This is a genomic window from Shewanella sp. 10N.286.48.B5, assembly GCF_002874355.2.
Lineage (GTDB): Bacteria > Pseudomonadota > Gammaproteobacteria > Enterobacterales > Shewanellaceae > Shewanella.
This window is the reverse complement of the sequence record NZ_MCVG02000001.1, coordinates 3438468-3451669: the sequence shown is the minus strand read 5'-3', so window position 1 is coordinate 3451669 and position 13202 is coordinate 3438468. Positions and strand designations below refer to the sequence as shown.

The following is a 13202-nucleotide window of genomic DNA, read 5'->3' as shown; positions in this document are numbered from 1 at the left end:
CCTTTAGGTTATCTGTCTTTGACACTGAGCTGCAGAAGTTGGCTCGATAACCCATATCGTATAACAAGACGTTAAACAGGTGGCTTATGCAAACTAAAGCTCAGCGTAAAAAAGGCTCTGAATTACTGATTAACGTGACGCCAACAGAAGCGAGAGTCGCACTGGTTGAGCATGGCGTTCTGCAAGAAGTCCATATTGAACGACGTATGAAGCGTGGTTTAGTGGGTAATATTTACAAAGGTAAAATCAGTCGGGTGCTACCTGGTATGCAAGCTGCCTTTGTGGATATCGGTCTTGAAAAAGCTGCATTTTTACATGCCTCAGATATTGTTCCCCATACCGAATGTGTTGCCGATGTTGAAAAAGGCAACTTTGTGGTGCGTGATATTGCCGAATTAGTCAGGCAAGGTCAGGACATCATAGTGCAAGTCGTCAAAGATCCTCTTGGTACTAAAGGTGCTCGTCTCACCACAGATATTACTTTGCCTTCACGCTACTTAGTCTTTATGCCAGGTTCAAGCCATGTAGGCGTGTCTCAGCGGATTGAAGAAGAGACTGAGCGGGCTCGCTTAAAAGCGATTACCGAACCTTATGTTGATGAAGATGGTGGTTTTATTATTCGCACCGCTGCTGAAGGCGTAGGCGATGATGAACTGGCTCAAGACGCGGCGTTTTTGCGACGGGTATGGAAAAAAGTTTGTGAACGTAGAAAGCGCAAAGGCGCGACTTTGTTGTATCAAGACTTAGCCCTACAGGTGCGGATTATTCGTGACTTTGTTGGCGCCGAACTTGACCATATTCAAGTGGATTCTCGACGCACTTTTGCAGAACTGCAGGGTTTTGCGCAAGAGTTTATGCCTGAAATTGCTGAAAAGCTCGAACATTACTCAGGGCCAGCCCCCATTTTTGAACTCTATGACGTTGAAAATGAAATTCAGCGCGCATTGGGGCGTAAAGTCGAATTAAAGTCTGGCGGCTATTTAATTATTGATCAAACTGAAGCTATGACCACAGTCGATATTAATACCGGCGCTTTTGTGGGGCATCGTAACTTAGCCGAGACCATTTTTAATACTAACCTTGAAGCCACTCAAGCGATTGCTAGGCAGCTGCGGTTACGTAATTTAGGTGGCATTATCATTATCGACTTTATTGATATGCTAAATGATGAACATAAAAAGCGGGTGCTAGACAGCTTAAATAGCGCTTTAGCGAACGACAGAGTTAAAACCAGTGTCAGCGGTTTTTCGGGTTTAGGTTTAGTGGAAATGACCCGTAAGCGCACCCGTGAAAGTTTAGAGCACGTCGTCTGCGGCGAGTGCCCAGCTTGCCAAGGTACTGGCTCAATGAAAACCGTTGAAACTGTTTCTTATGAAGTGTTTAGAGAAATCATTCGCTTGAATCGTGCTTACCAAGCAGATGAGTTTTTATTGTATTGCTCGCCTGCGGTTTATAAGAGCTTAAGCAATGAAGAAGGCCATTTATTAGCCGAGCTTGAAGTGTATATCGGTAAACGTATTAGACTGCAAAATGAAACCTTATATACCCAAAATAAGTATGACGTGGTGATGGTGTAGTGCCCAAGAGTAAAACCTTAATTGCGTGCAGAATATGCTTTCAATCAGTAGCCGTAGTCTTGGTACTATTCGCGCTAGCGGTCAGTCTTATCCGCGGTTTACTGCCACATTTACCTGAAGTGCGTTCAGAAATTGTTGATTATTTATATCAGCAATATCAGCTTGAGGTTCAAGTGGGTGAGGTTTCTGCTGAATGGCAGGCCTATGGCCCCGCTTTAACCGTCAGTAATATCGTGATCCCGCCGCAGCAAGCTATACCAGTGACTGCAATTGCCAGCAAGGTACATCTAAAACTGGATTTTTGGCAAACGCTACTTAGCCTTAGCCCGCAAATCGAAACGGTCAAGTTTGATGGCATTCATGTGGCATTGAACATGGATGCGCTTGCAAGCTCTGAGGCCACCTCAGCTGCTGCCACAGATCTCGATTGGCTCTATGCGCTATTGTTAGAGCAACTAGAGACTTTTTCAATCAGTGATGGCACCTTACAATTACTCAGTAACAGCCATGATTATCGGCCGATATTTATTAGTAATTTAACTTGGCATAATATGGCGGGCATGCACAGAGCTAAAGGCTTTATACATCTTGATGAGCAAGCTTCAGAAAAAGAGCTACTGGCTTTAAGAGTTGATTTAAAAGGCAGTGGTTATCAACCCGATAATCTTAAGGGCCAAGTGTATATCTCGGCTGAGTCGTTGGACTTGGGGGAATGGGCATCAAGACAACATGAGAAAGAGTTAAAGCTTGATAGCATTGAATTTGAAGGCATTGTAAATTTAAAAGCTTGGCTCGGGTTTGAGCACCGCACCATTAATACTGGTTTATTAGTCTTTGAGCCAAGTTGGCTACAATGGCATGGGACTACTGAGTCGCAGAAATTTGAAGTTGGTGGCGGCGCGTTAACTTGGCAGCCCAGTGATAACGGCTGGCAGATTAATAGCTATGACCTTGATTTTAAATCGAATGAGCAAGCTTGGCCTGAATTACAACTATCTTTAAAAACCAACTACCGTGACTTATCCGTTAGCGTTAATCAAATCGCCCCAGAAATGCTGACACCATTATTGCCGTTAATCCCGTCAATGGGCCTTAAAGGGGTTGAACAATGGGGTAAATTGCAACCACAGGGCAGTATTGGGCCACTGCAATTACTCAAAGTTGCCGATAAACCGCTATTGTTTAAAACTGATATTAAACAACTGCAATGGCAAGCTGCGGGGAATATTCCCGGCAGTAAACCCATTGATGGCAGCCTTTCTTGGGCTAATAATCTATTAAGTGCCGAGTTTCCTGCGCAGCAATATCAGCTAGATTTTCAAGATGGTTTTGAAGCGCCGCTAACATTATCGGCTGATGCATTTAAAGCGCAGTATAGTTTAGCTAAATCACGGCTTACCTTACCCAAAGTCCATTTTTACAATGATGATATTGATCTCGCCGCATCAATGCAGCTGGATATGGCTGCGCAAGCGCACTTGGCGTTAAATGCTAATGTGGCTATCAGCAATGCTGCCAATGCAGGGCGTTATTTCCCTCTTAAAACCATGAGTGATGATTTAGTCAGTTATCTAAACCAGGCTATTCTCAAAGGTCATATTCCTGATGCGCAAGTTGTGTGGCATGGTGATCTAAGCGGTTTTCCTTATCAAGACAGTTCAGGTATTTTTCAAGCTGGGTTTAACCTTAATGACGGCGCATTTGAGTTTCAGCCTGATTGGCCCAAAGTTGATGATTTGAGCTTATATGCCTTATTTGAAAATGCCGCCATGGATATCATGATTAATAAGGGCAAATTATTAGACGTAAATGCTGCTGGCGCCCATGTTTATATTCCGTTTATGGGTAAAGATACCACCTTAAAAATTGAAGCTGAAATCGCGGCAACAGCAGCGGCTGCAAAAACGCTTATTGATAACTCGCCTTTGCAATCATCTGTGGGGACGACCTTGGATGTGGTACAAATTTCAGGGGATATTATCAGTGATTTAGATTTAACCATTCCGCTGTATGAGGGCGGTGTTGCTGACAATAAAGGCTTAATTCATTTTAACGATAACCAGGTGTTTATCGCCACACCAGGGCTTAACTTGGAAAAAGTAAATGGCACTGTGGCATTTATTAATGCTGAAGTTAACGGCAATCAAATCAACGCAGATTTATTTGAGCAGCCACTGACATTTGATTTTGGCACCAACAAAACCTCAGCTGATGATTTAGCCTTAAGCGTTGGTTTAAAAGGATTGTGGGATTTAGACAATCTACCTGATTATATTGATAACCCGTTATCTGACTATTATTCCGGTCAACTGGATTGGGATGGCGGGGTCACTATGATATTTGATGCCACAGGTTACAGCCTGCAAGTACAGCTTAACTCAGACTTAGTTGGCGCTGAATTATCCTTACCTGCGCCGTTTACAAAAGCAGCCGCTACGCCTACCCGATTAAGTGCAGAGCTTATTGGCGATAATAAACAGGCCTCATTGGGGCTTAAACTAGCGAAACAAGCTGAGTTTTGGGGCGGCTTCAATCAACAAAGTGGTGATAATTTAGCCCATTATGATCTGATCTTGGGGCGTCAGTTTAAGTTAGGCGACAAGCTTGCCAAAGACCAAGGTCATATCATTATTGATTTACCTGATGCGGTGCTGACTCAGTGGCTGCCGATCATCAGTCAATTTACCGATAAGGCAAGCTCAAGTATCGATCTTCCAGATACCACGGCTGCGGCACTGGTAAATACTGAAGAGGAAATGGCCAGTATTTTTGCCAATAAGCCTGCAGCTGAGTCAGCCGTGGTTGATACTGTGACAGCCCATGCAGCGGAAACCTCAGCGCCCACTGAAAACCAGCCTAGCACCACAGAAGCTACCCTAACGCGGCAAAAAGCTAGCTTCTTCCCGCCGCTAGCGTTAATTGATGCCAAGGTGGGTAAATTAGATATTTTAGCCCAAGACTTTAATCAACTGAGTTTTAGCGCCAAGCCGTTAGAGCATGTATGGCGTTTTGATGTTTTGTCACAAGAATTTGATGGGCGGGTTGATTTTTATTCCAGTTGGCGTGAACAAGGCTTAAAAGTTGTTGCCAGTAAATTGCATTTAACGCCCAGGGTTAAACCTGCTGAAGAAGCGGAGTTCAGCCCAGATAATATGCTCGATAATTTACCGCCATTAGCTGTGGATGTGGATGATTTTGGCATCTACGATAGGCGTCTGGGCCATTTAGTGCTGCAGGGTATTCCTTATGAAGACGGTTATCGCTTTCAAACATTAACCCTCACCCGGCCAATTGTTAGCTTGCAAGCTACTGGCGATTGGACCTTTAAAGATGGCAAAAACCTGACTAAGTTTGATGTTAAATTGAAAGCCAGTAAATTTGATGCATTGTCAGAAGTCCTTGGGATTAACCCCGGCTTAAAAGACGCCCCCCTTGATTTAGTTGGTGAGTTTTCATGGCAGGGCCCGCCTTATGGTTTCTCATTAGACACCCTAAACGGTAAATTACGTTTTGATATGGGCAAAGGTTACTTATCTGAAATTAGTGATAAAGGTGCGCGGATATTCTCGCTATTTAGCCTAGATTCTATAGTGCGTAAGTTATCTTTAGATTTTTCTGATGTGTTTGGTAAAGGGTTACACTTTGACTCGTTCGGGGGCTCACTTAATATCGATAACGGTGTGGTTAAAACCACTGACACTGAAATGGATGCGATTGCCGGTAATATGAAAGTGCGTGGTTATACTGATTTAACCACCCAAAGTTTAAATTATGATATTCGCTTTATTCCGCAATTGGCATCAAGTGTGCCTACAGTGGTATTGCTAAGTACCAGCGCATGGACTTTAGGCTTAGGTGCCTTTGCCTTGACCAAGGTATTAGAGCCTGTGATTGAGGTTATTTCTGAAATTCGTTTTCGCCTTGGTGGTACTATGACCGAGCCACAATTAGAAGAGCTTGAGCGAAAAAGTAAAGAAATCGAAATCCCAGAATCAATTTTGCCAAGAACGCCAGCAACACAAGTCAGCCCTGATAAGGTCGGGGCAGGTACGGTAAGCTCGGAAGCTATTAGCTCTAAAGCTGAGAGTGTAGAACTAAACCGCTCTGAAAGTCAGCCGAATGCAACTGATGTTAATAAAGCTAATGTTAATAAAGCTAATGTTAATGACGCTGGTGTTAATGAAGTAGATGCTACTGACATAAACCTAAAAGCAGATGAAACAGCCACAGAGGCCGCAGCCAATATCGTGTCCTTTAGCCTGTATCATCGACAATGCCAAGGAGGCGCCAATGCAAGTCAGTTTATTGCAATGTCAAAGCAGCACAGATGTCAAAGCCAATCTGGCCTTTATCGACTCGCAGCTTAGTCTATTACCTCGAAAGGCTAATGAACCGCAACTGGTAGTACTGCCTGAGTGCAGTTTGCTATTTGGTGGCCACGAGCAGCAGCAATTGGCCGTAGCAGCTGTGGAAGAATCCAGCAAACTTAAACAGCAACTGGCCGCATTAGCTCAGCGTCATCATGTTTATATGGTGGCCGGAACTATCCCGATTTCTGCAGATGCAGCTAGGGTCTATAGTCGCAGTTACTTATTTGATGATGAAGGCAATACCTTAGGCAGCTATGATAAGTTACACTTATTTGATGTTGAGGTTGCCGATAAAACGCAATCCTATCGAGAAAGTGATACTTTTTGCCCAGGGGATCGTATCACTGTCATTGACACCCCATTTGGCAAGATAGGCTTAGCCATTTGCTACGATATACGTTTTGCTGACTTATTCAGGGCATTAAGGTTAGCGGGGGCAGAAATTATTGCCTTGCCATCTGCATTTACTAAGGTAACAGGCGCAGCCCATTGGCAAACCTTGATCCAAGCAAGGGCGATTGAAACCCAGTGTTATTTTCTGGCTGCCGATCAATGGGGTCAGCATAACCAAGGTAGCCGAGAAACCTGGGGCCAAAGTATGATCGTTGACCCTTGGGGCAGGGTTATCGCAGAGAAAAAAACTGGCCTTGGTTGGGTTCAGGCCCAGCTTGATGTAACCGCCTTAGCGACCATAAGACAACAAATTCCAGTGGTGGCGCACAATCGCTTTATCGCGCCCCAGTTAAAATAAATACTGAATTAGCAAACATACCGAGCAGATGAATTAAGTTCGGTGAGACAAGAATCCACATACAGGCCATGGGGCTTAAAGAGAGAATTAATGCCATTTTTAGCTCAAGTAGAACAAAGTTTATTACAAGGCGCACTCACCCTTGACGGGCTGCAAGATTATCTGAACATTATTCATCAGCATAATATTGATTTTTCAGATTTATATTTTCAAGGCAGCCGCCATGAAACCTGGGCGCTTGAAGATGGCATTATCAAAGAAGGTAGCTTTCATATTGAGCGCGGAGTCGGTGTTCGTGCCATTACTGGCGAGAAAACCGGTTTCGCTTATGCTGATGAAATTAATCCAGCAGCATTACGCGCAGCAGCAGAAGCGGCAAGAGGCATTGCCTTGGCGGGCCAAGAGCACAAAGTACATGCCTTTAAACGTCATGACACCCATAAGCTTTACAGTAGTGATGACCCAATAGCGGCCATGGAAGAAGCGCCAAAAATTAATTTGCTCAAGCAAACTGATGCCTATATTCGTAGCCTAGATAGCCGCATTATTCAAGTGGTAGTGAGCTTGTCTGGCGTACATGAAGAAATTTTAGTGGCTGCCAGTGATGGCACCTTAGCGGCGGATATTCGTCCGTTAGTGCGCTTTAATTGTAGTGTTATTTTAGAAGATAACGGTAAGCGTGAGCGCGGTAGTGCCGGTGGCGGCGGTCGTCATGATTACAGCGTATTTATGGCAACTGATGACGCCGGTTTACCTGTGTGTTTTGACTTTGCCCGTGAAGCGGTGCGTCAAGCCCAAGTGAATATCAATGCTATTGATGCCCCAGCAGGTGAAATGGCCGTAGTACTGGGTAACGGCTGGCCTGGCGTATTGCTGCATGAAGCAGTAGGTCACGGTTTAGAAGGTGACTTTAACCGTAAAGGCAGCAGTGCCTTTAGCGGTAAAGTCGGTCAGCAAGTGGCCTCAGAATTAGTTACCGTAGTGGATGATGGCACCATTGTTAATCGCCGTGGTTCATTAAGTATTGATGATGAAGGGGTGCCAACCCAAAAGACCACCTTAATCGAAAATGGTATTTTAAAGGGCTATATGCAAGATAAGCTTAATGCGCGTCTAATGGGCGAGCCGACAACCGGTAACGGCCGCCGTGAATCTTATGCGCACCTGCCAATGCCACGTATGACTAATACCTATATGGAAGCTGGCACTTCAACGCCTGAAGAAATGATCAAGTCAGTAGAGAAAGGCATTTATGCGCCTAATTTTGGTGGCGGCCAAGTGGATATTACCTCAGGCAAATTTGTGTTCTCAGCCTCAGAAGCCTACCTGATTGAAAATGGCGAAGTCACCCAAGCAATTAAAGGGGCTACGCTTATTGGCAACGGCCCAGAAGCCATGAGCCAAATATCTATGGTGGGTAATGATCTGGCCTTAGATCAAGGTGTCGGCGTGTGCGGTAAAGATGGTCAAAGTGTACCAGTTGGGGTGGGGCAACCTACCTTGAAGTTAGACAGTTTAACCGTTGGCGGCACTGCTTAACAATGAAACCAAGGTGCCTTAATAGCACCTTAGTTATTTAGGCCATTCTAATCGACATTGCTTTATATTTAGCTACACTTAACTAACTGTTGTTGATGTAAAAAGTAAAGTTAGTCACGACTTGCTAATAACATAGAGTAAAAAATCTAATCAGGGTGGTGTAATGGGCTATTTGGTCATTTGTAATCGTATTATGTGCAGTCGTTTTGCCGCATTTTTAGTTGTGGGGATCAGCGTTATTAGCGCAGCTCAGGCTGAGCCCTTGGCTTTTAATCAGGCTTGGCAACAACTGCTAACGGTCAGTGATAAGTTAAAGGCGCAATCTCAAGAAGTCAGCCGCGCTGAAGCGGAGCAAGATGCGGGCAAAGACTTAAGTTTGCCCTCGCTTGATCTATCAGGAAGTTATACCCGCTTAGAAAAACCCGTAGAACTTGATTTACGGGATCTTAATCCCATTGCATCATTAGATCCCGCCGCTCTGCCGCCAGCCCTTGGCAATATCATTGGTGCGATCCCCGGCTCACTGTTTGTGACCCCGTTTACCGAGCAAGACGTTTTTCGAGCCAGTTTAAAAGCCATGTGGCCAATTTATACTGGTGGACAAATTACTGCGGCTCAAGGTATTCAAGCCGCCCAAGTGGAAGAAAAAAAGCATCAGTACGCCTTAGTCAGCCGCGAGCTGTTTACCCAGCTTGTCGATCGCTACTTTGCAGTAGCAGTGACCAAAACCTTAGTGCAAACGAATCAACAGTTGGTTGATTCGTTAACCGAGCACGCGTCACACGCGCAGAAATTAGAGCGCGAAGGGCAGATTGCCAAAGTTGAGCGCTTAAATGCCCAAGTGGCGCTAGAAAATGCCAAAGTTAATTTAGGCAGCTCCCAACGCCAATATGAAATGTCGACCATTGCTTTATCGAGAATGTTGCAGCTGAGCAATACTACTCCTACATCGGGGTTATTCTCACTGGCGCAGCCGCCATCATTGCCGCGCTTAAGCCAATTAACCATCAGCCAGCACCCTGCGCTAAAACTGCTGGAGGCTAAAGAAACCCAAGCGAATGGGCTAATTAAACTCGAAAAGGGTAAGTATCATCCCACCGTATTTTTATACGGTAATTACACCCTTTACGAGGACGATAGTTTATTTTCGCAAATTGAACCCGACTGGATGGTTGGATTAGGCGTAAATGTGCCAATATTTAGCCGTGATGGCCGCAGCGGTAAAGTCAAAGCCGCCCAAAGCGCCTTGTTGCAAGCTAAGCATACTAAGGCGCAAACTCAGCAAGACTTAAGCCTGCTGGTGGATCAAAGCTATCGCCAACTCCAGCAAGCAGATGAAGAAGTTAACGCCCTTAATGCCTCTTTAGCTCTCGCTACCGAAAACCTGAGATTACGTGAACTTGCCTTTAATCAAGGTCTATCAACCTCAATCGATCGGGTGGATGCAGAGCTTAAACTCAGCGCTGTTAAAACCCAGCAACTGGGGGCGCAATATCGCTATGTACAAGCATATGCCAGATTAATGGCCATCAGCGGTCAAGTGGATGAATTTATCGGTCGAACCCAATTACAGGAGAGCCAGCATGCGGGCTAATAAGATTATTGCAGTTATCGCCATTATTTTTTTGGTGGGCATATTAGCTAACGGCTTGAGATTGGCATTTGAGCCTAAACCCAGTGTATTGCAGGGGCAAATAGAGGCCAGAGAATACAATATCTCCTCTAAAGTGCCCGGCCGCGTTGAGCAAGTCATGGTTAGGCGCGGCGACAAAGTGGCCATTGGCGACTTATTATTTGCCATTAATAGCCCGGAATTAGCCGCTAAATTAATGCAAGCGGAGGGCGGTCGTGACGCCGCCAATGCCATGCAACAAGAGGCGGATAACGGCGCAAGACAACAGCAAGTTACCGCAGCAAAGGAGCAATGGCTCAAAGCTAAGGCGGCGACAGAGTTAATGCAAACCACCTATCAGCGAGTTGAAAACTTGTTTAATGAAGGAGTGGTTGCCAGACAAAAGCGCGATGAAGCCTTTACCCAATGGCAAGCAGCTAAATACACTGAGCAAGCGGCGTTAGCTATGTATGAAATGGCCGATGAAGGCGCGCGAGTCGAGACTAAAGCTGCTGCGGCGGGTAATGCCCGTATGGCAGAAGGTGCAGTCAAAGAAGTGAATGCCATTTTAGCCGACAGCCAAATGCGCTCGCCTAAAGTGGCTGAGGTCAGTGACGTGTTATTACAAGCTGGCGAGTTAGCCCCAAGTGGTTTTCCTGTGGTCAGTTTAATTGATATGTCGGATGCCTGGGCCGTATTGCAACTACGTGAAGACCAATTGGCTGAGTTTAAAGTGGGCAATGTTGTGTCGCTAACCATTCCGGCATTAAAACTGACCACGGACTTTACAGTGGCGCACATCAGTGTGATGGGCAGTTTTGCGACTTGGCGCTCCACTGAAAGTGGTCACGACTTTGATATGCGTACTTTTCAAGTCGAGCTGCGCCCCAATGAAGCCATTGATGATCTTAGAGTGGGCATGTCAGTATTACTGACATTAGATTAATCTCAGCATTTACAAGCCAGTAGAGGCTAGAGGCGCTCATGGGAGCTTTATTACAGAAAGAACTCAAGACACTGTGGAACTCACCTTGGCAATTAGCCTTGGTGACTTACATTCCCATCATCAGCATGTTGTGTTTATGGTGGCTATTTAGTGCAGGTTTACCACGACAATTACCCGTAGCAGTGGTTGATTTAGATAACAGCCAGCTAACGCGAACATTGACTCGCAACCTCAGTGCTAACTCCGTTATCAGCCCTAAAACTTATCCTAATCTGGCACTGGCTCAAGAAGCTATGAGTACTGCAGAGGTCTATGCGCTGGTAGTGTACCCCCATCAGTTTAAGCATGGCTTATTAACAGGCGCTAGCCCGACCATAGATATTCGTTATAACAGCCAGTTCTTATTAGTCGGTAAGTTGTTATCCAGTCAATTACAATTAAGCCTTGGCTCAGGGTTAATGCAAGTGGCGGGGCTAAAACAACTTTTAGGCGGTGCCAATAAAGCATCTGTTGCAGTAAATTTATCCCCAGTGACCAGTCAAACCACGGCTTTATTTAATCGTAATAATAACTACGTCGGATTTTTAGTGCCGCCAGTATTAATTGCATTGCTGCAGTTATTATCAATGATGGTGTTCGTGAATAGCTTAAATGCTAGTTTGATCAAAGGTGAAGATAAATGCTTATTGCCTGATAATTTTTGGCAATTAGTGGCCACTAAAGTCATGCTCTACACGCCAATCATGTTGCTCCATGGCGGCTTTATTTTAGTTTGGTTATATGGCTATTTAGGCTTACCCATTGCTGGCAGCTTAGGCTTGTTAGTACTGACTCAGGCCATGATGCTAGGGGCCTTGTGGCTATTGGTCATATTAGTGGTGGTGGTTATGCGCGAGCCTGCTGGCAGTATCAGTATGGGCTCGGCGATGTTTGCGCCAGCATTTGCCTTTATGGGGATTACATTTCCAGTTAATGATATGCCGCAATTGGCGCAGTGGTGGCGATTGTTAATGCCTTCAAGTCATTATATGGACACCCATGTTATTGTGGTTAGCTATGGCGCCGAGGCTGGGCAGGTATTATTGCAATCTAGCTCCTTGTTATATTTTCTCGTGTTATTGCCTATTGCTTGGTTATTAGCAAAAATCATTCGTCAAAAACAAGCGCCGGTAAATAGTGCTGAGTCGTTAGCTGTTGTGAGCCAACAGCAGGAGGCACGATGAATTGGTTGCAACTTGTTATCGCTGATTTTAAAGCGCTGTTAAGTGATAAAGATATTGTACTGACGGTTTTTGGCGGCTTACTGTTTTACTCGGTGTTATACCCTCTGCCTTATTTACATCAAGTCCCTACCGAGCAAAAAATTGTCGTGGTAGATCATGATAACTCTTCATTGAGCAGACAGTTAGTGCGTCATGCCGATGCCAGCCCCAAAATAAAAATAGTCAGCCAAGTGGCCAGCATCAATGAGGCGCAGCAGTGGATTTCAAACGGCGATGCCTTTGGTTTATTGGTTATTCCAGAAGGCTTTAGGCGTAACCTACTGCTGGGTAAAGGGGCAACCTTAAGTTACGGTGGTGATGCCAGTTACTTCTTAATTTATTCTGCGGTAGCAGAAGGGTTAGTGGCAGCAGGCATGGATGCCAGTAAACAAGTGCAAATGATAGGCTTACTGGCGCGGGGCGAGAATCCGCAGCAAATTCAACAAGATCTTAATTCAGTCAATTTAAATAGTGTGCCGGCATTTAATCCAAGTTTAGGCTATACCCCTTATGTGGTGCCGGGATTATTTTTACTGATCTTGCATCAAACCCTCTTGATAGGTGCCAGTATTTTAGGCGCAGGCCAATGGCGTAAACAGGGCTATTGGCAGCAGGTATCGCCACTGGCGTTGATCACCGCACGAATAGCCGTTTTCAGTTTAATTTATAGCTTTTTTTCATGTTTTTATTTGGGCTATTGCTACTACTTTTACGGCGTTAGTGTGCAAGCGAGTTTAGGCCAAGTGTTGCTGTTTATGGTGCCATTTATATTATCGACTGCGGCGTGCGGGGTTGCATTAAGCTGTTTGTTTGTCAGGCGTGACTTACCCACTCAAGTATTATTATTGGTCTCAATGCCGATTTTATTTGTCTCAGGCTTTGTGTGGCCGCTGGCATTAATTCCTGAGCCGTTAGTGCAAGCTTCGCAAATTATCCCTGCTGTACCTGCCATTATGGGTATGTTGCAGTTAAATCAAATGGGCGCCTCATGGGATGCCATCATGCCAATGTGGCTGCAAATGTGGGGCTTATTTTTACTGTTTATCTTGCTGGCTTATATTGGCGTAAGACGTCGATTATTTAGTAAGGAAGGGGCCAGTGTTTAGTTTTGAGTGGCGGCCTTTAGGGCTGTGAATTAGCTGGTT

8 protein-coding genes are annotated in these 13202 nt (G+C 45.1%); all 8 read left to right on the top strand.

Features of this window, described 5'->3' with window-relative positions; translation table 11 throughout:
* The first annotated feature begins 86 nt into the window (after positions 1-86).
* Positions 87-1577, top strand: a complete 1491-nt coding sequence (gene rng, locus BCU57_RS14715; RefSeq protein WP_102439994.1) for a ribonuclease G — start codon at positions 87-89, stop codon at positions 1575-1577.
* Positions 1577-5944, top strand: coding sequence for a YhdP family protein (locus BCU57_RS14710; protein WP_241903574.1), 4368 nt, complete (start codon positions 1577-1579; stop codon positions 5942-5944). Before rng ends, BCU57_RS14710 begins: the two co-directional genes overlap by 1 nt.
* A complete protein-coding gene (locus BCU57_RS14705; protein WP_102439993.1) occupies positions 5868-6698 on the top strand; it encodes a carbon-nitrogen hydrolase family protein in 831 nt (276 codons plus the stop codon). Before BCU57_RS14710 ends, BCU57_RS14705 begins: the two co-directional genes overlap by 77 nt.
* Before the next feature lie 90 nt (positions 6699-6788).
* Entirely contained in the window at positions 6789-8237 is a 1449-nt protein-coding gene (gene tldD / locus BCU57_RS14700; protein WP_102439992.1) for a metalloprotease TldD, read from the top strand.
* 193 nt (positions 8238-8430) lie between these two features.
* On the top strand, positions 8431-9831 hold the full coding sequence (locus BCU57_RS14695) for a TolC family protein (protein ID WP_102440046.1): 1401 nt from the start codon (positions 8431-8433) through the stop codon (positions 9829-9831).
* Positions 9821-10795 carry an HlyD family secretion protein gene (locus tag BCU57_RS14690; protein WP_102439991.1) on the top strand — a complete coding sequence of 325 codons (975 nt, stop codon included), beginning with the start codon at positions 9821-9823 and terminating at the stop codon, positions 10793-10795. The genes BCU57_RS14695 and BCU57_RS14690 overlap by 11 nt, the downstream gene beginning before the upstream one ends.
* A gap of 38 nt (positions 10796-10833) precedes the next feature.
* Positions 10834-12018, top strand: a complete 1185-nt coding sequence (locus tag BCU57_RS14685; protein WP_102439990.1) for an ABC transporter permease — start codon at positions 10834-10836, stop codon at positions 12016-12018.
* Positions 12015-13163 (top strand): ABC transporter permease, encoded by a 1149-nt coding sequence (locus tag BCU57_RS14680; RefSeq protein ID WP_102439989.1) that lies wholly within the window; start codon positions 12015-12017, stop codon positions 13161-13163. Before BCU57_RS14685 ends, BCU57_RS14680 begins: the two co-directional genes overlap by 4 nt.
* The last annotated feature ends 39 nt before the right edge of the window (positions 13164-13202 follow it).

Bases quoted from the DNA above. Each gene is read 5' to 3' on its own strand.
- BCU57_RS14705 (WP_102439993.1), top strand. From the start codon at position 5,868: ATGCAAGTCAGTTTATTGCAATGTCAAAGCAGCACAGATGTCAAAGCC.
- BCU57_RS14690 (WP_102439991.1), top strand. From the start codon at position 9,821: ATGCGGGCTAATAAGATTATTGCAGTTATCGCCATTATTTTTTTGGTG.
- BCU57_RS14695 (WP_102440046.1), top strand. From the start codon at position 8,431: ATGTGCAGTCGTTTTGCCGCATTTTTAGTTGTGGGGATCAGCGTTATT.
- tldD (WP_102439992.1), top strand. From the start codon at position 6,789: ATGCCATTTTTAGCTCAAGTAGAACAAAGTTTATTACAAGGCGCACTC.
- rng (WP_102439994.1), top strand. From the start codon at position 87: ATGCAAACTAAAGCTCAGCGTAAAAAAGGCTCTGAATTACTGATTAAC.
- BCU57_RS14680 (WP_102439989.1), top strand. From the start codon at position 12,015: ATGAATTGGTTGCAACTTGTTATCGCTGATTTTAAAGCGCTGTTAAGT.
- BCU57_RS14685 (WP_102439990.1), top strand. From the start codon at position 10,834: ATGGGAGCTTTATTACAGAAAGAACTCAAGACACTGTGGAACTCACCT.